Annotated in this window: 24 protein-coding genes; 16 read left to right on the top strand and 8 right to left on the bottom strand. The window is 38.5% G+C overall.

The annotated features are described in order from the left end of the window. Positions 1-136: 136 nt before the first annotated feature. Positions 137-694 (bottom strand): hypothetical protein, encoded by a 558-nt coding sequence (locus M3O96_RS06980; protein ID WP_249719608.1) that lies wholly within the window; start codon positions 692-694, stop codon positions 137-139. 199 nt (positions 695-893) lie between these two features. Here M3O96_RS06980 and M3O96_RS06975 point away from each other — a divergent pair, with 199 nt between their 5' ends. Both M3O96_RS06975 and M3O96_RS06970 read left to right on the top strand, forming a co-directional pair. Then, entirely contained in the window at positions 894-1355 is a 462-nt protein-coding gene (locus M3O96_RS06975; RefSeq protein ID WP_249719607.1) for an Xre family toxin-antitoxin system antitoxin, read from the top strand. 6 nt (positions 1356-1361) lie between these two features. Next, the gene (locus tag M3O96_RS06970; RefSeq protein WP_249719606.1) at positions 1362-1817 is read left to right on the top strand and encodes an RES family NAD+ phosphorylase; all 456 of its coding nucleotides are present in this window, start codon (positions 1362-1364) and stop codon (positions 1815-1817) included. A 192-nt stretch (positions 1818-2009) separates the two neighbouring features. Here M3O96_RS06970 and serA read toward each other — a convergent pair whose 3' ends face one another. Beyond that, entirely contained in the window at positions 2010-3902 is a 1893-nt protein-coding gene (gene serA / locus M3O96_RS06965; protein ID WP_249719605.1) for a phosphoglycerate dehydrogenase, read from the bottom strand. A gap of 284 nt (positions 3903-4186) precedes the next feature. After that, positions 4187-5038, bottom strand: a complete 852-nt coding sequence (locus M3O96_RS06960) for a DUF2911 domain-containing protein (protein ID WP_249719604.1) — start codon at positions 5036-5038, stop codon at positions 4187-4189. A gap of 205 nt (positions 5039-5243) precedes the next feature. On the opposite strand from M3O96_RS06960, the gene M3O96_RS06955 reads away from it, so the two are divergent. Next, a complete protein-coding gene (locus tag M3O96_RS06955; RefSeq protein WP_249719603.1) occupies positions 5244-6164 on the top strand; it encodes a 2-hydroxyacid dehydrogenase in 921 nt (306 codons plus the stop codon). A gap of 12 nt (positions 6165-6176) precedes the next feature. Continuing rightward, positions 6177-7019, top strand: a complete 843-nt coding sequence (locus M3O96_RS06950) for a universal stress protein (protein ID WP_241140967.1) — start codon at positions 6177-6179, stop codon at positions 7017-7019. Positions 7020-7024: 5 nt separating this feature from the next. Here M3O96_RS06950 and M3O96_RS06945 read toward each other — a convergent pair whose 3' ends face one another. Then, a complete protein-coding gene (locus M3O96_RS06945) occupies positions 7025-7750 on the bottom strand; it encodes a tetratricopeptide repeat protein (RefSeq protein WP_249719602.1) in 726 nt (241 codons plus the stop codon). Between the two features lie 106 nt (positions 7751-7856). Between M3O96_RS06945 and holA the strand changes: the two genes are divergently transcribed. The 9 genes from holA to trmB all read left to right on the top strand — a co-directional run bounded on the left by holA (position 7857) and on the right by trmB (position 18425). Further along, on the top strand, positions 7857-8879 hold the full coding sequence (gene holA / locus M3O96_RS06940; protein WP_249719601.1) for a DNA polymerase III subunit delta: 1023 nt from the start codon (positions 7857-7859) through the stop codon (positions 8877-8879). A gap of 15 nt (positions 8880-8894) precedes the next feature. Next, complete coding sequence (locus M3O96_RS06935) at positions 8895-11882, top strand: tetratricopeptide repeat protein (protein WP_249719600.1); 2988 nt, start codon at positions 8895-8897, stop codon at positions 11880-11882. Position 11883: 1 nt separating this feature from the next. Beyond that, positions 11884-13575 carry a TonB-dependent receptor gene (locus M3O96_RS06930; protein ID WP_249719599.1) on the top strand — a complete coding sequence of 564 codons (1692 nt, stop codon included), beginning with the start codon at positions 11884-11886 and terminating at the stop codon, positions 13573-13575. A 96-nt stretch (positions 13576-13671) separates the two neighbouring features. After that, positions 13672-14418, top strand: a complete 747-nt coding sequence (locus M3O96_RS06925) for an SPOR domain-containing protein (protein ID WP_249719598.1) — start codon at positions 13672-13674, stop codon at positions 14416-14418. Between the two features lies 1 nt (position 14419). Next, on the top strand, positions 14420-15112 hold the full coding sequence (locus M3O96_RS06920; protein WP_249719597.1) for a MotA/TolQ/ExbB proton channel family protein: 693 nt from the start codon (positions 14420-14422) through the stop codon (positions 15110-15112). 1 nt (position 15113) lies between these two features. After that, entirely contained in the window at positions 15114-15506 is a 393-nt protein-coding gene (locus M3O96_RS06915; protein ID WP_249719596.1) for an ExbD/TolR family protein, read from the top strand. Position 15507: 1 nt separating this feature from the next. Beyond that, positions 15508-16467, top strand: a complete 960-nt coding sequence (locus M3O96_RS06910; protein ID WP_249719595.1) for an energy transducer TonB — start codon at positions 15508-15510, stop codon at positions 16465-16467. Between the two features lie 3 nt (positions 16468-16470). Next, on the top strand, positions 16471-17760 hold the full coding sequence (locus M3O96_RS06905) for a bifunctional folylpolyglutamate synthase/dihydrofolate synthase (protein ID WP_249719594.1): 1290 nt from the start codon (positions 16471-16473) through the stop codon (positions 17758-17760). Positions 17761-17762: 2 nt separating this feature from the next. Beyond that, on the top strand, positions 17763-18425 hold the full coding sequence (gene trmB / locus M3O96_RS06900; RefSeq protein ID WP_249719593.1) for a tRNA (guanosine(46)-N7)-methyltransferase TrmB: 663 nt from the start codon (positions 17763-17765) through the stop codon (positions 18423-18425). A gap of 32 nt (positions 18426-18457) precedes the next feature. Here trmB and M3O96_RS06895 read toward each other — a convergent pair whose 3' ends face one another. The 3 genes from M3O96_RS06895 to M3O96_RS06885 form a co-directional block, all read right to left on the bottom strand. Next, the gene (locus M3O96_RS06895; RefSeq protein ID WP_249719592.1) at positions 18458-18919 is read right to left on the bottom strand and encodes an RES family NAD+ phosphorylase; all 462 of its coding nucleotides are present in this window, start codon (positions 18917-18919) and stop codon (positions 18458-18460) included. Beyond that, a complete protein-coding gene (locus M3O96_RS06890) occupies positions 18919-19362 on the bottom strand; it encodes an Xre family toxin-antitoxin system antitoxin (protein WP_249719591.1) in 444 nt (147 codons plus the stop codon). The genes M3O96_RS06895 and M3O96_RS06890 overlap by 1 nt, the downstream gene beginning before the upstream one ends. A 150-nt stretch (positions 19363-19512) precedes the next feature. Beyond that, the gene (locus M3O96_RS06885; protein WP_249719590.1) at positions 19513-20022 is read right to left on the bottom strand and encodes a GNAT family N-acetyltransferase; all 510 of its coding nucleotides are present in this window, start codon (positions 20020-20022) and stop codon (positions 19513-19515) included. Between the two features lie 740 nt (positions 20023-20762). Between M3O96_RS06885 and arfB the strand changes: the two genes are divergently transcribed. Beyond that, complete coding sequence (gene arfB, locus M3O96_RS06880; RefSeq protein ID WP_249719589.1) at positions 20763-21179, top strand: alternative ribosome rescue aminoacyl-tRNA hydrolase ArfB; 417 nt, start codon at positions 20763-20765, stop codon at positions 21177-21179. Here the strand turns inward: arfB and M3O96_RS06875 are convergent, their stop codons facing one another. Continuing rightward, positions 21180-22583 (bottom strand): tagaturonate reductase, encoded by a 1404-nt coding sequence (locus M3O96_RS06875; protein WP_249719588.1) that lies wholly within the window; start codon positions 22581-22583, stop codon positions 21180-21182. Between the two features lie 107 nt (positions 22584-22690). On the opposite strand from M3O96_RS06875, the gene M3O96_RS06870 reads away from it, so the two are divergent. Then, positions 22691-22978, top strand: coding sequence for a DUF1330 domain-containing protein (locus M3O96_RS06870; RefSeq protein WP_249719587.1), 288 nt, complete (start codon positions 22691-22693; stop codon positions 22976-22978). A 44-nt stretch (positions 22979-23022) separates the two neighbouring features. Beyond that, entirely contained in the window at positions 23023-24021 is a 999-nt protein-coding gene (gene yiaK / locus M3O96_RS06865) for a 3-dehydro-L-gulonate 2-dehydrogenase (protein ID WP_249719586.1), read from the top strand. Positions 24022-24076 lie beyond the last annotated feature (55 nt).

The raw sequence follows: 24076 nt of genomic DNA, 5'->3' as shown, positions 1-24076 counted from the left end.
AAAGAACGAAATAAATAGGTTTTTTTACCCTAAAAAGCTTTCAGGCCATTACTTTTTCAATCAAATTAAGAGGGCTAATTTTTTTACAGGACTCCAAAAATCTTAATTCAAAGCCTTCTTTCTTTATCATTGATGTCTAACAACATGGACCGTCCTTTCGAAAAGTATAAGTAACTTTTGCCTCAACCCATTCATTTGTGGAATGGTCAAACAGTCTTTGTGAAGTCACCAATTCCACATAGTTATTTCCAAGATTGGTTTTAAGAGTTTCAATGACAATTTCCTCATGGATTTGCTCTGGAAACTCAAATTGATAGGGATATGTATTCCAAGTTAAAGTAAGTGTTCCATTACTTTCTTTGTCGACTCTTCTTCCATTCTGATAAAACTCTAGGTAAACTTTGTTTTCAAATTCAAAATGATGGGGAAGCCTTAGAATGACTTGAGAAAAATTAACGTTAAAATATTCAGGGCTATATAGATTTAGAAAAGTTAATCCTGAATATTCACCTTTACTTTCTAGTTGTGCGAGTAAATTCTCTGAAACATTACCATCTCCCGTGAGATCCAATGCTTGATCAACAATTATTGATTGTGGCAGATATTCACCAAAAATAGTTTCAGGATCTTCTTTTTCTGCACAAGAAATAAAAAGTAAACCAATGAGTACGAAGCTGAGGATTTTCTTAATCATAGCAAATTGGCGAAAGGTATGTTTAAATGTCGTGAAAGCTTATAGTTTTTCCAAATATAAACTAAACTAATCCTGATAAATTTTCGGGAAATTATACGAAGAGAAAGGAAGGAATTATGTCTCAGAAAAAAAGTGAGAAAACATATAAAAATACCGGACAAATTACGTTATATTAGAGGACAATTTACGTGATATTGGAATGGAAAAGAAACCCTCAATTGTAAGCGAGCCTGCGGTGGCCTATTACAGAAAGTCCCGATTGTCTGCCCATGATATCTTGAATGTGGAATATGGAAGGTTAGATGAACCATTCCAAAGGGTGGATACTTTCCGAAAAGGCTTGAAGAAAAGATCCTTTGAGGGATTGAAAGAGATATCCGGTCTCGATAATAATACCTTGGCTGCTGCTTTGTCTGTTTCTGCCAAGACGCTTCAGAGAAAAGATGTTTTTGATGTCGTTCAATCTGAAAAGATGTATGAATTGGCTGAATTATATGCTTTGGGTACCAATTATTTTGGCAGTGAGGGTTTTAGGCGCTGGATGGAGAGGCCACTTTTTACAATCGGCAATAGAATTCCACTTGATCTTCTTGATGTTTCTGAAGGCCTTGATATTCTAAAGACCGAGATTATGCGCTTGCAGCACGGTATTGCTATTTGAGGATAGATGAAAGTTTACCGTATCGCGTTGAATCAATATTGCGATGTCAGTGGAGAAGGGGCCAAATTGTATGGCGGCAGGTGGAATTTTCAAGGTTTCCCGGCCCTCTATGGGAGCGCATCCATTTCTTCCTCCTTGTTGGAAAGGCTTACCATTGATTCCGAATTATTTTCTTCAGAAAGGTACGTGTTGTATTCCGTCATGGAGTTTGATGTTCCCGAGGAGGGCGTATTTATTCCTAAAATAAATGAATTGCCGGACGGTTGGGATGCAATACCACCATTGAGAGCTTCGCAGCAATTCGGTTCTCAATTACTCCAAAGCGGAATTCTTTGTTTTGGTGTCCCTTCCATTGTGGATAAAACCTCCTTGAATTTCGTCCTCAATCCAATATCAGTTGATTTTTTGAAAGTGACACATAAAGTATATCCCTTGAATTTGGATTCGCGCATTATTCGATAATCTCAAATTTTAATGAGGATGGTATTTGAGCTACCTTGAAGAGCTTTCTGGAGATAAGTTTGTAAAAATAAAAAGAGGCAACGATCCCTCCTTGCCTCTTTTTATTTCAATGTATTTCAATCTATTTCTATTGTATTTCTATTGTATTTCAATCTATTTCTATTGTATTTCAATCAATTTCAATTTAACATTTCAATAAAGTACTCTAAATCTGATTGTACCGGGTATTTCTTTCATGGCTTCGATCATTTCCGGAGAATAAGCCTTATTAATATCAGAAATCACATATCCAATTGTTTCGTTTGTTTTGAGGTATTGGCCTACTATGTTGATGTTATAGCTTGCAAGGATAAGGTTGATTTTGGCAAGAACACCAGGTTCGTTATGATGAACATGTATCAATCTGTGGGCATCTTTAAGGAATGGCAATTGGATATTGGGGAAGTTTACTGAGTTGTAAGTATTGCCCGTATTGACGTATTCCATGATTTTGCCTGGAACAAAACGTGCAATGTTTTGCTGCGCTTCCAATGTCGATCCACCGATATGGGGAGTCAGGATGGTATTTTTCATACCTATCAATTCCGAAGCAAAAGGTTCATCGTTATTTTTTGGTTCATGCGGAAATACATCCACTGCAGTACCGGCAATATGTCCTGATTCCAAAGCAGCTTTCAAGGCAGGGATGTCTACCACGTGGCCACGGCTGAGGTTCACTAGGTAGGAACCCTTTTTCATCATCTCAATTTTAGATTTGTCGATCAGGCATTTGTTGTCTTTTCTTCCATCCACATGGAGGGTAATCACATCGCAGGTTTTTAGCAATTCATCCAAAGAATCGATTTTTGTGGCATTTCCGAGTGCAAGCTTTTCGATGACATCATAGTAGTAGACATCCATTCCCATGTTTTCGGCCAAGACTGAAAGCTGTGCACCGATATTTCCGTAACCTACGATTCCCAATTTTTTCCCGCGAATTTCAAAACTTCCGGAAGCTGATTTGTCCCAAATGCCTTTGTGCATACCATGGCTTTTGTCATGAAATCCTCTCATGAGGAATATGATTTCAGCGATGGCCATTTCCACTACAGAACGGGTGTTGCTGAAGGGTGCATTGAATACCGCTATGCCTTTTTCCGTGCAGGTTTCCAAATCAATCTGATTGGTACCGATGCAAAAAGCACCTATGGAAATCAGCCTATTGGCATTTTCCAATACTTTTTTGGTGACATTGGTTTTGGAGCGGATGCCAAGGATGCTCACATTTTTGATTTTTTCGGCAAGTTCTTCTTCGCTGAGGGCAGAGCTGATTACTTCCACATTATAGCCTTCTTGTTTCATCAATTCCACCCCGATTGGGTGGACATTTTCAAGAAGGAGTACATTGATTCGGCTTTTTGGGTAGGAAAATTTCTTGTTCATTTTATTGACATAAAGGATTTCATCTAAACTCGGTGCAATATGGTCCGCTTTGGAAGTCACTTTTGGCCTTTCGACATTTTCTGTGAATGCATAGAATTTATTGGCAAGGCCTGATTCTTTGATTTCATAATCCGTGTATCCATCACCAATCACGTAAATATCACCTTCAAGATTGAGGGTTTTGATGGTTATGGATTTGCCTCCGTTTTTGGAAAGGACATTGTCGCGGTTGAAGTCAATGATTTTGCCTGCATCGTTGTAAATAAACTCATTGGCAAATACATTTTCAGCTTTGATTCCGTATTCCCCGACTATGGGGGTGATAAAATCCTTGAAACCGTTGGAAATGATAATGATGTTGTCGGCATTTTCTTCAAAAAATTCTTTGTTCCGCTGAAATGATTTGGAAACTTTGGTTTTCAGTTCGGTGATCAATTCAGAGATTTGAGGCTTGGAAGCTTCTAATATATCCAACCTTCTTTCAAGACTTTCGCGGAAGTTGAGACTTCCTTCCATTCCAAGATCGGTGATGTCTTTGATGGCCTGGATTTTTTCAGCTCTTTTTGGATCATTCTTTAGACTGATTTCGCCCAATACGTCCAACGCTTCAACCTGTGTAAATGTACTGTCAAAATCAATGATAAATTTCTTGTTGTTGGGCATTATTGCTGTGGATTTTTTATGATCTAAGCTCAAAATTAGCATATTATTAAAAAGTAATCCCTTTTATTGAACAAAATACTTTTGTGATTTTTGGCACTTAGTCCTGAAATCGATTGAGAAGGATAGAATCCATTTTTCTTAATATATTTTCTCTTAAGAGTATATCGTGCAAATATTTCATTCCGGTTACTTTGCCTCTCTTATCTATATATTTTAGGCAAAGAAAAAAGTGGTCTTTGAGGTACCACTTTTCAATATCAAGAATCTTGAGTATAGCGTAAATATTATTTAATCGACTTGATCAATCTCTCATTGAGGCTTACGTAATCTGGGTTTTTGGCTTCTTTAGCCAATTCCATTGATTTGGTAGCGCTGTCAATAGCTTCTTTTTTCTTACCTAAAGCCAATTCAATTTTTGCTTTCAGGTGCATGGTCCAATATTTCGGATCCTCACTTACAGATTTGGTGATCCAGTCATACGCTTGGTCCAAGTCCTTGTTGTTTGTGAAGTAATAATTGGCTGCTTGATATAGTAATCCCGGATTCTCGGCTTCTTTATCGATTACCAAAGATTTGATTTCTGCCATTACAATGCTATCTACTTCTGTTTCAATTCTGAACTTAACCCTTGTGGTTTCCCATTTCAAAGCAATTGTGGCTCCAGTATCTGTCATGTCGACAAAATTGATTTCCATGGTTTCATACTTCTGGCCTGTTTTACCTGATTTGACTTTGAACCTAACAAGGTCATCTTTGGCATCATACCCAACCGCTCCCCACAATTTTGTGTTTTTTGATAGGATAATAGTCCATTCTCCTTTGTCGGGAATGGAATAAAGGGCGTAAGAGCCTGCAGGCACTAAATTTCCTTCCACCTTTGCTTCATTCTTAAAATTGATGATTGTTGCTGCATTTGCACCAGTTCTCCATACTTCACCAAATGGAACTAATTCTCCGAATATTTTCCTTCCTTTGGTACTGGGTCGGCTATATTCAAAGCTAACATCTGTAAGTCCAATTTTTTGACTGATAGTTGCAGCTGGACTAGCTTGAGGCATTTGAATCTGTTGGCCGACAGCAAGGGAGGAAAATGTGGCAATTATTATAAATTGCAATAAAATGGATTTGCTTTTCATTTTTTTGTATGTTAATTTAGTTGATCTAGATCTGAATAATACAAAGATAATAATTATTCAGTCAGTAGAATTTTAGTCTTTTTGAAAAAGGCAACTTTAAATATTTTCAAAAATTGGACCTATTGTTACCGCTTAAAGAATTGTTTTTTTAATTAACTGAATAGAGAGGCAACTTGGAATCAAATTGTAATTTCGAAAAAAACCGATGAGTATAGCCATTATTTCACCCGGAAGAGACGTAAGCTCTTGGGTTAAAACTTTTAAAAATTCAGATCCTGATATTGATATTCAAATTTTTCCGGATATCAGAAATAAAGATTCTGTGGAGCTTGCTATTTTGTGGCAGCATCCCAAGGGTATTCTGAAGGAATTTCCAAACCTGAAGTTGATATGCTCAATGGGTGCCGGAGTTGACCATATTTTAAGTGATCCTGAGATACCGCTTACATTGCCGATCACCAGAATTGTTGATCCGGGGCTTACTGTTCCAATGACCAATTATGTGGTCATGGCCACTTTAAACTACCAAAGGCAATTGTACAGGTATCAGTCCAATCAAAAAAATAAGGTTTGGGATATGAGTAATCCCGAACTTGATCTTCAGGTTGGAGTCATGGGGGTCGGGGCATTGGGTGGGGATGTTATTGAAAAATTGAAGATGTTGGGATTTTCAGTGTTTGGATATGGTAACAGCCCAAAGTCTGATGTGGATTATCCTTATTTCTATGGAAATGAACTACCTCAATTTTTAAATAATGTAAACCTTATTATTTGTATGTTACCTTTGACACCAAGCACCGAAAATATTCTGAATCTGGATTTTTTTCGAAAGTGTAAAAAAGGTACTTACATCATAAATGTAGCGAGAGGCAGTCATCTTGTAGAAGATGATCTGGTGACAGCAATCGGTGAAGGCATCATATCAGGTGCTTTTTTGGATGTTTTTAGGAAAGAACCTTTGCCACAAGAACATCCCTTTTGGAATTCTGACAAAATTACAGTTACGCCGCATATAGCAAGCGTAACAAATCCAAATTCTGCCATACCACAAATAATTGAAAACTATAAAAGGATAAAAAGCAAGAAAAAACTACTGAATCAGATAAACCCAATTTTAGGTTATTAACAAGTCAATAAAATGGACACTACTTTTAAGATCGTTTGCCCGACAGATTTCTCTGAATGTTCACTCAATGCCATAGAATACGCTGCCAAATTGGGAGAAATGTACAAAGCCGATTTATTTTTATTCCACGTCCCGGACAAGGAAGATTACCAAAAACTGGCTTCAAGTGAATTTCACGCCGGAGACCAATACAGTTTTATTCAAAAAAAGCTGGATAATCTGGTGAAAATTGTCAGCCAGGAAAGTATTCCAAAAGGATTGAAATCCTGCCAAAGTGAATTCATTGAAGGAAAGACTGTCAACACAATTTTGGATTATGCTGATGCCAATAATGCCGACCTGATCATCATGGGAACTGAAGGTGTCAATGATTTTAAGCAAAATTATATTGGCACCAGAGCGAGTAGGCTAGTGGAAAAATCTGAAAGAGATGTGATGGTTATTCCGCGGAAGGTTTTTTTCAAGTCTCCAAAAAAGCTGGTGTATGCCACGGACTATTTGGAAGAAGATAAATTAGCCGTTCAAAAAGTGGTTGAATTGGCCAGATTCTGGGAAAGTGAAATCGATATAGTCCATGTAAGTACCAAGATGAAGAATATCGACAAGTCCTTACATATTACGATGGTGCAAGAGATAAAGCCATTTATCAAATATGAAAAAGTGAACTTTGTTCTCAAATCCTACAGAGACGAACCGGGACTCGGCCTAGAAAATTACCTGATCATTGCCAAAGGCGATATTCTGATTACCCTAAGCAAAAAGAAAACTTGGTTTGAACAGATTTTTTCCAACAACCTTTCGAGGAAAATGTCTTATTTCATCAATAAGCCACTGCTTGTAATCAAAAAAGTGTAAGCGTTCTATTTTGAAGAACCAACAAACTTCGATTTTATAAATACTACAAACTCTTGGCGGGTAGAAGGGTTGGTCAGGATATTTCTGACCATTTGAATATAGCTCCCGGCTGTCATTTTTTTTGGACCTGTCTTGGACGGATTTTCGGTGAGGTTTTTGTCCTGGATTTTTGTTTCAGGTGAGGATTCGGTTGTTTCTCTTGGCTTATACCCAATAAGGTCATCTGCTTTTGAGAAACTTGATTTTGCCCTTTCTTGGTAGCCTAATTTTTCCTCCACCAATCCTTTGTTATTATAAGCTACTGCGTCCTCAGGATCGAGTTCTATTGCTTTTTCATAGTCCTCAATTGCCCCAGCCAAATCCCCGATTCGGTCCTTAAAATATGCCCTGCTTGCAAATCTGTAAGGATTTTTAGGGTCAAGGTTGATAGCCCTGTCAAATTCAGTCATGGCCTCTTCATTATTCTTCATCAAATGGAGGACGACAGCCCTGTCGTTGATGTAGGAGGGATTATAGGGGTCAAAGTCAATCAGTTTGTCAAAATCACTCAAGGCCGAATCAAAATCTCCCAAACGGGTATAAACCCTTGCCCGGAAAAAGTAAAATTCAGGGTTTTTACTATCGTCTTTGATGGATAAATTGATTTGGGTTAACGCCTCTTGGAATTTTCCCTCTTTAAAATAGGACACACTTAGTTGAAATTCTTCCACGTCTGTTATTTGTATTTTCAAGTAAATACAAAATTAAGGGTAATAAAGTTTAAAATTACCTAAGTGCTCATGCGGTATTCTTTTCCCAAAATGTTTTCTTTATATCTTTGAACCGAAAACTCAAACCATGGCCAATAAAGCAGAAGATGTATTGAAAGACCTCAAATCGGGGAAATATGCACCTATCTATTTTTTGCAAGGTGAGGAACCTTTTTTTATAGATCAGATATCAGATTTTATTGAGGCCAATGCTTTGCAGCCTCACGACAAAGGCTTCAATCAGGTGGTCATGTATGGCAAGGATGTCACAATACCCGACATTTTGAACAATGCCCGCAGGTTTCCCATGATGGCCGATAGGCAGGTGGTCATTGTAAAGGAAGCACAAAATATCCCACAGCTTGGCAAAGAAGATATCGATCAGATGCTGATCAATTATATCAAGAATCCCCTTCCAAGCACCATTTTGGTATTTGCTCATAAGTACAAAAGTGTAGATGGAAGAAAAGCCTTGGCAAGGGAATTGGACAAAAGCACTGTTTTTGTCAAATCGGAGAAGATTAAAGACAATTTGTTGCCCGGTTGGATAGAAAGTTTTGTTAAAAGTAAAGGCTATTCCATTGACAATACAACTTCGTTTTTTTTGGCGGACAGCATTGGAAATAACCTTGAAGTAATCTCCAACGAGCTTTCAAAGCTGTTTCTCAACCTTCAAGGCGAAACAAAAATCACCAAAGACCACATCCAAAAATTCATTGGGATAAATAAGGAATACAACACTTTTGAGTTGACCAAAGCAATGGGAGTGAAAGATGTGGTTAAGGCCAATAAAATCATCCATTATTTTTCTCAAAACCCCAAAAGCCATCCGGTGATACCTATCATCGCATTGGTTTATAGCTTTTTCAGCAAAGTCGCCTTGGTCCATTACAACAAACAGATGCCGGACGCAGAACTTGCGCGAGTGACCGGGGTACATCCATATTTTCTAAAAGAATATAGGATTGCTGCGAATAATTTCCGCTTGGGCAAGGTTATTGATTGCTTCGCATACATTAAAGAGGCGGATTTGCGTTCTAAGGGAGTCGATGCAGGGGAAATGGAAGACAGGGAAATTCTTAGAGAATTAGTATTTAAAATTATGCATTAAAGGCATCATTCACCCATGAGGAAAAATTTTGTAGTGTTTTTGATTTTGTGGAGTACCCACACCGTAAGTGCGCAGACAGGTTTATACCAATCAGGCAATCAGAAAGTTTTAGACGATAACTTTGAATTGTTCGACAAACATCTTTTTTCAGCTTCAAGGTTTGAATATGAAGAACTTAAAGAAGCCTATTTTGATGAAAGTCAACGGGTGTTGGTGGACTTTTTCCACGCAATTTCAGCCCTGAAAATAGAAAATCCCGGAGCAGCCGATCTCGTCAATAATTTTATAAGGACATATCCCAACCATCCCAAAAAGAACGAGGCGGCATTTATATTAGGCAGTTTCTATTTTGACAAGAAAAATTACCGGGAGGCTATACCTGCATTTCAAAAAATCGAAACTTCAGCCATCAAACCTGACCAAAAATCAGAAATCTATTTCAAGACAGGTTATTCTTTTTTTCAGCTCAAGGATAATAAAAATGCCTTGAATTATTTCAATCAGGTAAAGGTCGAGAGGGGTGAGTATTCGGCAGACGCCTATTATTATGCAGGGTTTATTTCAAAAGAAGCAGGAAATTTTGATCAGGCTATCAAGGATTTCAAGGAAGCAGAAAAAGCAAATTTCTATGCACCCAAGGTCCCCTATATGCTTGCGGGAATTTATTACCAACAAGGGTATTTCGATGAACTGATCGCCTATGCAGAACCGGTTTTGAAATCCCGGCCCAACCTAGACCGCAAGGAAGAAATCCATTTATTTTTAGCCGAAGCTTATTTTGAAAAAAGGAATTTTGCGGCAGCAGCTCAGAATTATGATGCTTTTGTAAATGCCAAAAAAAGGGACTTAGACCGGTCCCAAATCTATAAAGCAGGAGTGGCGCAATTTGAGATTGGAAACTTCCAAAGAGCTACAGACTATTTCAAAGTTTCCGCAGTCATAGAAGATGAAATCGGACAGGTTTCCAGTTACTATCTTGGGCATGCTTATCTCAAATTGAACAACCCACAATTCGCTTCCACAAGCTTCAACGCTGCCTATAAGAACACAAGTGATCCAAAAATCAGGGAGGATGCTTTGGTGAATTTCGCCAAAGTCAATCTGGAAAGGGGGAGTTTCCAGGAAGCGGTCAATGCTTTAGATGCTTATTTGGAGAATTTTCCAAATGGGATTTATGCCAATGAAGCCGAAACATTGTTGACAGATGCGCTCATCAACACCAACAATTACCTGCGGGCCATTAAGCATATTGAAAAAATGCCCAAAAAGTCGGATCGTCTGAAAGCTGCCTATCAAAAAATTACTTTCTACCAAGGGATTGTCTATTATAGGGACAAAAAACATGATCAGGCAACAACTTATTTTGATAAATCCATAGCCTCTCCGGTTGACAGGGATTTGGTGATTCAGGCTCATTTTTGGAAGGGTGAAAACTATGCTACTACTGACCGTAGTCCGCAAGCCATCAAGTCGTATGAAACGCTCCAAAGCCTCAATCCAAAAACTACAGATCCTTATCTTTTGAAATCTTACTATGGGTTAGGTTATACTTTTTTTAACCTGCAGCAATATGCCAAAGCAGAAACCCAATTCAGACAATATGTCGAAAAGGGAGGCAAAAACGATGATCCCGACAAATATGATGAGGCTTTGGTTAGGTTAGGTGATGTGTATTTTGTCCAGAAAAAATTCCCTGAGGCACAGACAGCCTTTCAAAGGGCTATAAATGAAGGAGGTTCTTCTGTTGATTATGCCTATTTCCGGTCAGGGGTAGTCTATAATTTCCAAAGCAGAAATCAGGAAGCCATAAGCCAATTGGATAGATTAATCACAGGATATCCCAATAGCTTGTATTTTGAGGATGCGCTTTACCAAAAGTCGCAGATCAACATGGAAGAATCACGCTATGCAGATGCTCGCGAGGGATATTCAAGGTTGATCACTTCCCGTCCTAACAGTCAATTTGTACCTTACGCTTTGGAGGGTAGGGCAGTGGCAAATTATTCTCTACAGAATTATGATCAGACGATAGAGGATTACAAGAGGATTTTGCAGACCCATCCTAATTCATCAAATGCCGAATCTGCACTCGTGGGATTACAGGAAGCATTGGCTCTTCAAGGGAGGTCAGGCGAATTTTCACAATATCTCGGCACATACCGAAATGCAAATCCTGACAACAAAAGTCTCCAAAATCTTGAATATGAGGCTGCCAAGAACCTTTATTTCAGCAATTCTTTTGACCAAGCAATCATTGCTTTTTCGGGATATCTCAAAAACTATCCCCAATCTGCCAATAAAGACGAGGCAAATTTTTTCGTTGCTGATTCGCATTATAAACTTGGACGAAAAGATCGGGCTTTGGAATATTTCTATCAGATAGAGAAAGTAAAAACTTCAACACAAAGGAGTAGAGCGGTTCAAAGAATTGCAGCTATTGAGATGGAAAATAAGAACTACAAACCGGCAATCGGTTTTTATAGGGAAGCCATCAACTTTTCAAGAAATAAAATTGAAGAGTTTGAAGTCTTTTCAGGTTTGATGAACGCCTATTACCAAACCCAAAAATTCGATTCCGCAGCACACTTTGCTTACCGGGTGATTTTGCTGGGAAGTGTGACCCAGGATGCGGTTCCGACAGCGACTTTGCTCAAAGCAAAATCCCAAAGAGCATTGAAAAAAACCGCCGAAGCTGATGAAACGCTGATGGATTTGATCAATGAATATAAGACAGTTCATGGAGCAGAAGGCCTGTATCTTTTGGCAGAAAGCCAAGCCTTGAAGGGAAGCTATCAGCAGTCAAACAACACCATTTTTGACTTCTCTGGCCCATTCTTTCCTCATGATTATTGGTATGGCCGTTGTTTTATCTTATTGGCGGACAATTACCTGAAACTTAACGAAGTGTTTCAGGCGAAAGCAACTTTGGAATCAATTCTCGAAAATTCCAACAATGAGCAAATCAAAGAAATGGCAAACAAAAAATTGGCTGAAATAAAATAGTATGAAAGAAAATCAGATGAAACGATCCGTCCAAAAGGCTTTCTTGTTTACTATTTTAAGCTTGATTACTTGGGCAGTTCTTCCGGGATTGGCATTAGGCCAACAAAAAGGTGAAGTCAAAGATCAGGAATTTATTATCCGAAAAGACAGGGTATTGACATTGCCTGTGCAGCCTAGAAGATTTGATCGTGCTCCGGCACTGCCGTCAGCGAAAGGAAGTTCAAGTTTCCAATATGACGTAAAGCAATATTTTCTGACACTTCCCCCAATTGGAATCAAAGCAGAGGCTGCACAGAAAAATTTTCCAAGGTTGGTTGAAGAGTTGTATCCGGGATTTGTGCGGGCTGGTTATGGAAATTATGGTTCTCCTCTCCTCGAAGGACGATACAACATATGGGAAAATAATAATTATAATCTTGGAGCTAAATTCAGACACCAAAGCTTTTCCAAAGGTCCGGTCGGGGAGGAAGCTTCTTCAGAGAGTTTTTCCAATTTTGGTTTGGATGGAACATATTTCATGGATGTCTTTCAGGTTTATGGAGGTTTGAAATATGACAGACATAAGTTCAATTTCTATGGTTTTGATCCCGAAAACCTGAATTTGGTGGACTATCTACCGAGCCAAAATATCTTTAACACCTTTCAGTTATTTGGCGGCATTCAGGATATTGACAAAATGGAAGGATTGAATTACAACGCAAGATTAGGCATCCGGGCCTTCAATGATAATTTTCTAGCTTCCGAAAATGAGGTTGCTATTACAGCCAATTCTTCCTATTGGTATAATGACAATTTGAATGGAACCATAGATTTTGATATATCGCTGACAAGCCCAAAAGATGAGTTTTATGGAGATATCAATAGAAATTACTTTAAAACCAAGCCAAACATAAGTTACAGGGATGAGGCTTTAAAAATTTCTGTCGGCGTGAATATTGTGTTTGAAAATGATGTGACACTCAATAAAAAATCAGATTTTCATGTTCTCCCGGCCTTGGCTGGTGAATATATGCTGAGCAAAGAATTTGGGATTTATGGAGCTTTCGAAGGAGATGTGTTGAGGAAAACCTACTATGATTTTGTAATGGAAAATCAATTTTTGGGACCAAGTTCCCAATTGCTCAATACCATTCAGAATTTTAAAACAGGTGCCGGAATCAAAGGAACCGTATTAGATGGATTGACTTATGAAGCGGGATTTAATGTCGGTAAATATAGGAATATGCACTTTTTTGCAAACAGTGCTTCCGATAGTCTGACGTTTAATTTACTGTTTGATGAAAATACCAGAGTGCTGAATTACAGGGCTAAAGTAGGATGGGAATATGAGGAGTGGTATAAAATGAGCCTTACTGCAGATTACTTTCATTATACTTTAAGTAGCTTAGGGGCTGCGTACCATAGACCTGAATGGGAGTTTACGCTAAATAATCAGTTCACCCCTGCAGAAAAATGGTTGGTTTATGTCAATGCACACCTAATGGGGGGAATTGTTGGATTCAACCAGCAAAGTGACCTTTTGGTTGTCTTGCCCGCTATTTTGGATTTGCAATTAAAGGCAGACTATCAGATTACAGAAAGGATTTCGGCTTTCGTAATTGGCAATAACCTACTTAACAGAAACAACCAGAGGTTTTTGAATTATCCTGTTCGTGGAATTCAAGGTATTGTGGGAGCAACCATAAAATTTTAAATTTATATAACATTGATTTATACCTTTGTCAAAATTCGATTTGCCAATTCACCCTTTTAATTTAGTTTCTAAGGCTTAAATAGATTTTAAACAATAATGGAAAAGGACCCTGAAATTAACCCCGCTTCAGACGATAAAGACTATGGATTTCCTTTAGTAAAAGTGGAACCGTTACAAAATCCTTTGCCAGTTGAATCCGTTTCCCAACCCGAGGAAGTTGAAAAAATTTCTGAAATAATTGAATCTTTGCCTGAAACAATTCCACACCCTGCCAATATCAAATTTAAAACTCAGGATATACCTAAGAGAAAGAAAAAAAATCAAGTACCATTACTGTTTAGTCTGGTATTATTAATATTGGTTGTATTGGCTTCTATGGCTTACTTTCTTTATTATTTACCTGGGCAAAAAGATGCAGAAAATACCGCGCTTGTTGCGGAGGAAATAACTGAAGAGCCAAAAATTCAACCTGAAAATAAAGTAGAAGAGGTTTTTGAACCTATACACGATTCTACCGCTTCCGAAGTGGTGGAAATACCTTTGCCTCAGGTACCGGCCTCAATTGTTTCGACCACAAATGGTAAATTGATTGTATTGGAATCAAAAGAAGACGTCCGGTATTACCATTTGGTGGTGGCAAGTCTTCCCAATGAAAGAATAGCAAGAGAAGAGGCGCAGGTCTTTTTAAATAAAGGAAAAGATATTTGGTTGATTTTTCCTTCTGGTGATACCAGAAATTATAGGCTTTCCGTTGGAAAGTACAGTAGTTTTAAATCCGCAACCGACGATTTGGCAGCAGCCAAAACTGATTTTAATGAGTCTACCTGGATTTTGAAATATTAACATGATTTTAGCACAAACCTTAAGTACAGATAGCCAAATGATGGCTGATTCACTATCAATGATGGATCCCGGCAAACCAAGTATCGGTTTGCTTGACTTATTGATCAAAGGGGGATACATGATGATCCCGCTTTATATCCTTTTTATTTTGGCGATTTTTATTTTTGTCGAAAGGCTGATTACGCTGCGTAAAGCAGCCAAGTCTCCCAAGCACTTGATGGATCAAATAAAGATTTTGGTGCAGGGAGGAAAAGTCGACCAAGCAAAGTTCCTATGTCAGGGTGAGTCCACTCCTGTTGCGAGCATGATTGCCAAAGGCTTAGAAAGAATTGGAAGCCCACTAAAAAATATTGAAGTTTCTATAGAGAACGTCGGAAAAATAGAAATTTACAAACTGGAGAAAAATCTTGGCATATTGGCCACAGTGGCTGGTGCAGCTCCCATGATTGGTTTTTTGGGAACAGTGACGGGTATGATCCAAGCATTTATTGCGGTAGCACAGGAGGAGGGAATGGTTTCTCCCAAGTTATTGTCTCAAGGCATCTATGAAGCGATGATTACCACAGCCGCTGGTTTGGTAGTAGGTATCATTGCCTACTTAGGTTACAATTATCTGGTCAGTCAGGTTTCCAAATTGGTCCACAGCATGGAATATACCTCTGTGGAGTTCATAGACTTATTACAAGACAAATAATATGGGTTTACAATCCAAACATAAAGTAGATGCTTCTTTCAGTATGTCTTCGATGACTGATATCATCTTCTTATTGCTGATATTTTTCATGCTGACGTCTTCTTTCATTACGCCTTCAGGCCTTCCGGTAAATCTACCGTCAAGCGAAACGTCTGACATTGTCATGCAGGAAATTACAGTGACAGTAACCAAAGACCTGAAGTTTTCCGTTAACGATAAGGTGGTAACAAGGGATCAGATCAAAACCGAACTTACTGCGCTTCTGAAAGACAAAAAAGGCCAAGTTGTTCTTCATATTGACAAACAAGTACCTGTAGAGTATTTGGTGGAAATCGGAGGAATTGCTGCTAATCTAGAAGCCAACGTTTCGATCGCAACACAACCATATAAGTAATATGCAGATTTGGGAAACAGATAGCCAAGAAGCTGAAAACAAAAGAAAAGCGCTGATCATCACTTTTTTAGTGAATGTGCTTTTGCTGGTTGCTATCTATTTTATTGTGGTATGGAAAGAACAAATTCCTCCACTAGAAACCTATGGCATGGAACTCAATCTTGGATTTTCTGACACTGGAAATGGAAACAGACAAACAACTACTCCAGCTTCTGAAACAGTCACCAATAACACAGAATCTCCGGCGCCAGGTGAACAAGCCTCTAAACCTGTTGAATCTTCAGTACCCGTTTCCGAGCCAAAGACTGAAGCAGCCAAACCAAAATCTTCTCCTGCCAAAACAACTTACGAGTCACAATCAAAAGCCCCAAGTCCAATCAAAGCAAGTGAAAAATCGAACACAGCCAGTAAAGACCCAAGTCCCGCTAAAAAAGAACCTACTCCAGTAACCAAACCATCTGAAGCGGAAGCTGAGAAAACCACTACAAAAGCAGAAGAGAAGCCAAAAATTGACCAAAGAGCCATCTTTGGAGCAGGCGGTACTTCAGGAACAGGTTCTAAACCTGCTTCCGGCAGCGCCCAAGGCTCATCCACACAAAAAGGAGATGAAGGAAAACCAACAGGCACAGTTGATGGCAGAGCTATTATGGGATCTGGATCAGGAGAAGGAAATCCTGGGCCGGCCTCGGGAGTAGGTCTGGAACTTGCGGGATGGGAATTTGCATCAAAACCAAATATCCGTGACAATGTATCTACCCGAAACGGGAAAATCGTTTTTAAAATCACTGTCGATGACAATGGTAAAATCGTGCAGGCTATTCCTGACGTTTACAATGTTTCCAATGAGGTGCTAGCATACTACCGTACTGTGGTCAATCAAATAAACTTTAAACGCCAATCAGGAAACCCGACCGCAGATTTTTCCACAGGTAAAATCACTTTTATCATTAAAGTAGATTAATCCATGACTTACCCTGAGACGTTGGACTATTTGTTCAATGCTTTACCGATGTTTCAGAGGATTGGAGCCGCCGCATTTAAAAATGATTTAAAAAATACCGAGGCCCTATGTGCCCATCTTGGTAATCCCGAAAGAGAATTGAAATGTATTCATGTAGCGGGGACAAATGGGAAAGGAAGCACTTCTCATGCACTTTGTTCTGTGATGATGGAAGCTGGTTATAAAGTAGGATTATACACTTCTCCCCATTTAAAATCATTCACAGAAAGGATCAAAATCAATGGAAAAGACATTCCTGAAAAAGATGTGGTTGATTTTGTGGAAGAAAACAAGGCCTTTTTGGAGGAATTAGAACCAAGTTTTTTCGAAATGACTGTGGGTTTGGCTTTTTGGTATTTTGCCAAAGAGAAAATTGACATTGCTGTCATCGAAGTAGGAATGGGGGGGAGATTGGATTCAACCAATGTGGTGTTGCCTGAAGTTTCGGTGATCACCAATATCAGTTATGATCACATGCAGTTTTTGGGGAATACCCTGCCATTGATCGCAGCGGAAAAAGCAGGAATCATCAAACCAAAAGTTCCTGTTGTGATAAGTCAAAAACAGCAAGAGACTTTTTCTGTTTTTCAAAGCAAAGCAGCGGAAGTGCAGTCACCCATATATTTTGCAGAAGATTATATCCAGGTCAAAAGATCAGGAATGAATTTAAGTGGCAAGAGATTATTTGAGATCTTCGATGAAGGGAAAAAATATGACATCGAAATTGACCTTCAAGGCAATTACCAAGAAAAAAACCTACCAGGAATCCTTCAGACTATCAAAATCCTCAAATCTTTGGGATGGAAAATCGAGGACAATGAAGTGAAAAATGGATTATCAAGCATTGTTTCTAATACAGGTCTAAGGGGGAGATGGCAGATTTTGGGGGAAAATCCATTGACGATCTGTGATACGGGACACAACGAGGATGGAATTAGACTGATCGTAGAGCAGATTAACGAACTGAATTTCACCAAACTTTTTATGGTCATCGGGATGGTGAATGACAAGGATATTTCAAAAGTATTGTCATTGCTTCCAAGGGATGCCTGGTACATTTTCTGTCAGGCAAACATACCAAGAGCAATGGAAGCCGAGGAATTGGCTAAAAAGGCTTTTGAGTTAGATTTGATAGGGGAAATAGTCAAGGATGTAAATTTAGCTATCGAAAAGGCTAAAAATTTGGCCTCAAAAGAAGATTTAATATTTATAGGTGGAAGTACTTTTGTCGTCGCCGAAATCAACGATTTGTAATCATGAGTAGAAGAAAACTGGAAAGGTTCAAAGAAAACGAAAAAAGCCGTAATGTCATCCAACCCGGAAAAGAACTTTTTGAAACGATAAAAGGAGATTGGAAGTCTGTTCAATTTGAAAATGAAAATCCCTTGGTAGTTGAATTAGCTTGCGGAAGAGGGGAGTTCACAGTTGGATTGGCAAGAGAATATCCTGACAGTAATTTTATAGGCGTAGATATCAAAGGTTCAAGGATCTGGAAGGGGAGTAAGATCGCCATCTCTGAAGGACTATTAAATGTGGCATTCTTAAGAACACAAATCCAATTATTAGAGAAGCAATTCGATGCAGGAGAAATTGCTGAATTGTGGATTACTTTTCCAGATCCATTTCCTAGAGAAGGGGATGAAAAGAGAAGATTGACTTCGCCAAAATTTCTTAAAATGTATAAACCACTTCTTAAAAAAAATGGAATTATTCATTTCAAGACTGACAATACGGGCTTGTTTGATTACACTTTAGAATTGATCCAAAACAGGCCTGATTGCGAAATTTTGATCCATACCCATGATTTTTATACTTCTCAGTTTAGGGATGAGCATCACGGCATTCAGACAAAGTATGAGAAACTTTTCAGCGAAAAGGGGGAAAAAATCAAGTATTTGAAATTCAGATTTATTGGTTGATTTTAGTTATCTATAGAAATTCTAATTTTTTATCAGTAGCTTTTTCTGTAGAGTCTTGGGTCGAAAATAAACGGTTCATTGCTAATGATCTTCACTTGAGGATACACTTTGCTATTTGGGTTAAGGATGATATTGGAATTATTAGAAACCACCGAACTAGGAACTTTTATACCCAAAATGGAATCATTTCTATAAAAATTCTCTCCGATTTCTGCGAGAATGGTCGGTGCAGGGTATTTGAACCAATTGCCAGGAAGCATATCCCTATTGAAGTCAGCTAACAGATTTTCAGGGATTTCTAACGTCAATAGGTTGAGGGTTGGTTGAAACATAGGCGGAATATTGACTACTACCTCCAACAATGCCAAAGCCGTTGATTCGCTGGTATATAGCACTGCCCTCCCTTTTTTATTCCAACGGCCTCCCGTAATTGCCGCACCCGTACCACTCAGGTCATTACTGTATTTTGGGTTGCAGAGCCTGTAGACCAACATCAGCTATAAACTCCGTACTCAATCCTTCCCAATAGATCAAAGACCTTAGAGACACCCTCAGGTACTTCTATGAGCTCCATTGGCTTCATTCCACCCAGTGCGGTATTGGGTAATTCCATCCACTTGAAAAAATCCTCCTTGGACCCAAAGATCCTCTCACCATAAAGGAATAAATCTGTGACTTCAAATAACTTGATGGCGTCGTTTTTTGGGAGCTTTTGATTGGATTTGATACGGCGGTACAGAGTAGGCTCAGAACTGGATAAAATAGAAGCAACCTGCGATAAGCTAAGGTCAAATTCTTCTTTAAAGTTATTGAGTGCATATGAAGCGACACCTTCACAGGCAATTGAAATAAAGTCCATAGGACTATCTAAATTCCCAATGAAATTGACACCTCCTATTATTTCTGAAATTTCTTTATATCTTTTTTCTTCTGTCATTTGATAAATTATTTTATCATATGAACGAATTTATTTCTTTTTGGATTAATAAAAAAATTATCGCTCTTCTTTTATTCATATTTTTCAAAATTAGACGCCCGAGGATGATATTTTTGTATGTACAACTAAAAATTACTAATTAATAAGGTTTCACAACAAAGTCAGGTTCATCTCCATGACGACATCATCCATAATGAAGCCATTTCCGATATCAATGACCTCTCTGTAAGCTTCATAAAATCCGATGTAGGAATAAAACTCGATGGCTTTTTCATTAAACCTATTCACGTTAAGAAATAGGCAGCCATCTCCATTTTCTATCGCAATATTTTTTATTTTATTGATGAGGGATTTACCTACACCTTTACCTTGGGTTCCGGGTAAGATGTAGATTTTGTGGATCTTGGTTTTGGCCTGATCCTGACAATTGACTTCGTAGGCAGCAAATCCCAAAAACTCACCTTCTTCTTTGGCAAGTAAAAAAACATGTCCCTTTTCTTTGACCTGCTGTTCTAAAGCTTTCAAGTCATACATCCAATCCAGCATAAAGCTAATTTGATCGGGCGTAAGGATATTCGAAAAAGTCACAGGCCATGTTTGATGGGCTATTTTTTGGACTATGGAAAGTTGTTCCAAAGTGGCTTTGGCAATGTCAATCATAAAAGAATGGATATGAGGTGTGGACTAATTTTTGAGTAAATTTTTTAATTGGCCAAAAAAACAAAAAACCCTTCAGAATTGAAGGGTTTTTACTGGGTGAATTAAGCAAAAAAATTAAACTGTAGATTAAAAATAAATGCGTTCAGAGAAAAAAAAGATTTTTGGAGATAGATAAGATTAAGCGAGAATTAACTTTTAAATCCTCTTTTATTTTCAACTTGATGAAGGAAAAACGGTGGGTGATTTAACCTTTTGTCCTTATCGTTGAGATAAAACTATGCAAACCAAACCATATAAACAAAATAAAAAATATGTTTAAACAATAAAATATTTATTTAAATTGTTTTTACTTAAAAATTCCAAATAATAGTTTGAAATCTATATTTTTTGCTACCAACAACATTTATCTGTTTTTTTTGACAATAGGTAGGTTTTACAACTTTAACTTTTTTGAATACCAATGCCATTTTTAATTCTATCATCGGGAGGGAAAAGGCGAAAAAAAATTTAAAAAAGTTGAAAATATTTTTTACTCAAATTTTTTCGTGCGTTTACGAACGTATAAGGAAATATAGAATCAAGATTGTGTGAAAATAAATCCATATATTCTTATATTTTATTTTTTGACAGAATTATCCCTTTTTTTCCAATCCTTCACACTCTGAATTTCAAATTTCAATGGAATCAATAATTTATATACTTTTAAAAGGGACAACTGAACTTATCCAAAAAAGTAGCATATGACTATATCTGAAAAAATTGCCAATCAGGTTTTGGATGCTGAACTTCAGTTTCAATTTAGCCGAAGTAGCGGTCCGGGTGGGCAAAATGTCAACAAAGTCAACTCCAAAGTGGAGCTAAGATTCAATATCCCAAATTCACAAATCCTTGATGAAACCGAAAAATCAACACTTTCAGAAAAACTTTCGTCCAAAATCGATACGGAAGGAAACTTGAGTATCCAAAGTCAAGAAAAGAGGTCGCAGATTCAGAATAAAGAAATAGCAGTTAGAAAGTTCTACGACCTGCTCAAAAAAGCTTTTCAAAAAAAGAAAATTAGGAAAGCCACCAAACCTAGCAAAGGTGCCGTCGAGGACAGATTGAAGGAAAAAAAAGCCCAATCTGAAAAGAAAAAAGGAAGGAGAGGGGAGTGGTGATTAATTTCCTCTCATTTCCAAATAGCCAATAATCTTTGCTTTTAACCTCGGAATCCTATTTAAATCCATTCCCCATAATGCCACATTAGAAAGCACTGTTTCTACGATTTCCTCTAGATTTTTCTTTTGCCATACTTTTTCAAAAAACTCCAACACAGCAGGTTCATCTTTCAATGGAATCGATTCACCATTGATCTCCCCTTTGTAAAACCGGATCAGGTCAGCAAATGACCGTAGGAGATTTTCAGGAAATTGACCTGTCCGACTGTGGTATTCAAGTATGCTGGGAAGGACTCTGACTCGGAATTTGGAGATGGAGTTGAGGGAAATGGATATCAACTCATGACGGATAAATGGATTTCTAAACCTATCCAAAACATCGGCAGCAAATTGCTCCAACTCCTCTTTTGGTAAATCCAATGTCGGGATGATCTCCTTATAGATGGTGTCTGAAATAAATATTGAGATCTTTGGATCTTCCATCGCTTCTCCAACTGTCCGAATGCATTGTAGGTATGCGACAGGGACCATGGCCGTGTGGGCACCGTTGAGAATCCTGACTTTCCTGAGACGATAAGGTTGAAGGTCTTTGACGATTGCCACATTCAGACCTGTTTTTTTTGTCTGAAAAACAGCCTTCAAAGATTCAGGCCCTTCTATTGCCCAAAAGTGATAAGGTTCTGCCATCACTGCCAAATGGTCTCTGAGGCCAGTTTTCCTCTCAAACTCTTCAAATTTCTCTTTAGGAAAACCCGGAACAATCCGGTCTACAAGCGTATTGCAGAATGTGCAAGTAGCGTCTATCCAAGGAAGAAATTTCTTAGGAAGCTGCCACAATTCTGAATAATGGATCACGCCGTCTTTTAGCTTTTCCCCATTATTCTCGATGAGTTCGCAGGGAAGAATTGTCAGACCGTTCGTTTCATTTCCCTCAAAGAATATAAACCGCTCGTAAAGCAATGCTGCCAATTTCCCCGGAAATGTTGTGGGAACATTTTTGGTATCAGTATCTTTTTCATAGAATACTATTCCTGCCTCGGTGGTATTGGAAATGATAAATTGTAAATCGGGATTTTTGGCCAAATCCAAATAGTAACGATAATCCAAGTTGGGATTGCTTACCCCGGAGATCGAGGTCACAAGTTTATAATCATCGATAACTTTCCCGCTCTGAATACCTCTGATCAAAACGTGATAATTGTAATTTTGCTTAACAAAGTCTTCAGGAATGGATTTTCCATGGCTTTGGATGATATGTACAGAACCGTCAAATTCAGTTTTTTCATTCAAAATCTCAATCATCCAATCCGCAAATCCACGGAGGAAATTCCCTGTCCCAAATTGAAGGACTTTCTCCGGTCTTTTTTCCTTTGGTTCCAAAAAGATTGACTTAGGGTTTGGCATAGGAGGTTTGAATCTAAAATTAGATGGAAGTTTTAAGGCTGTTTACATAAAACTTTATCAAACATCAGGGATTTTTTCTAAACTTTGATGTACTAAACAGAAAAAATATGCCTGCATTGGTTCTTGTTGAGGTCAGTATCCATGACCCTGAAATGTATGAATCCTACAAAAAACTTACTCCCGGTTCCATGCTTCCATTTGGAGGAAAATTTGTCGTCCGGGGTGCCCAAACAGAATCTTTGGAAGGTGATTGGAATCCGGAAAGATTGGTGATCCTCGAATTTCCTTCAGTCCAAAAGGCCAAAGATTGGTGGAACTCCGAAGAATATACCAAAGCCAAAAACATCAGGTACCAAGCTGCAAAATCCAAAATGTTGGTGGTGGAGAGGTTGTGATTAGGCTTCATTAACTTTTTTTCTTTCCCAAAAATCAATTAATCATGCGTGTAGCCTATCAGGAAATCATTCAAAACTTAGAAAAAATCCTCCTTAAAAACGGGTTTACAGAAGACAGGGCAAAGTTATGTTCTATCCTTTTTACCCAAGCCAGCTTAGATGGCGTGGCTTCCCATGGATTGGATCGCTTTCCTGTATTTTTGGAAATGATCAGGAAAAAGCTTGTCCTTCCAAATCAGGAGGCGAGCATATTGGATAGTTATGGGGTTTTTGAAAGATGGAATGGAAACCTCGGTCCCGGTCCGCTCAACGCCTATCAATGTATGGATCGGGCGATTCAAATTTCAAAAGAATTGGGAGTGGGTATTGTTGCGCTGCAAAATACGAACCATTGGATGAGGGCGGGGAATTATGGTTGGCAGGCCGCTGAAGCTGGTTGCATCGGCATCTGCTTTACCAATACCAAACCCAACATGCCGGCATGGGGTGGGAGTGAACCGAAACTTGGCAATAATCCTTTGGTTATAGCCATTCCGCACTCTGATGGTCATATCGTTTTAGATATGGCTATGTCACAGTTTTCTTACGGAAAATTGAAAACCTATCTGAGGGAAGGCAAAGAAATGCCTTTTGATGCGGGATTTGACGCTGATGGAAACCTTACCAAATCCCCTGAAAGTGTAATAGCCAATGAATTGGCATTGCCTGTTGGCTTATGGAAAGGGGCGGGCCTATCGTTATTACTTGATATGTTGGCCACCATATTGTCTGGTGGAAAGTCAACTTTTCAAGTTGGCGAAAGTGGAGAGGAATTCAGCTTGTCGCAAGTATTTATTTGCTTGGATGCTGAGAAAATAGGAATTAAAGAATGGTCCGAGGAGAAGTTGGATGCCATCATCTCTGATTTACAATCCTCCTCAACATTTGTCGGAAGTGAGATAAGGTATCCGGGAGGAAAAATACCTGAGATTAGAAAACAAAATATGGAGCATGGGATTCCTGTCGACGAAAAGATTTGGAAGAGCATCATTAAGGAACTATGACAAATGGAAAGTAGAACTGAACAGGTCAACTTTCAAACCTTCCAACTTTCCAACC

The organism is Aquiflexum sp. TKW24L, assembly GCF_023502205.1.
In the GTDB taxonomy this organism is placed as follows: Bacteria; Bacteroidota; Bacteroidia; order Cytophagales; family Cyclobacteriaceae; genus Cognataquiflexum.
This window is presented reverse-complemented; position numbering and strand designations above follow the sequence as displayed.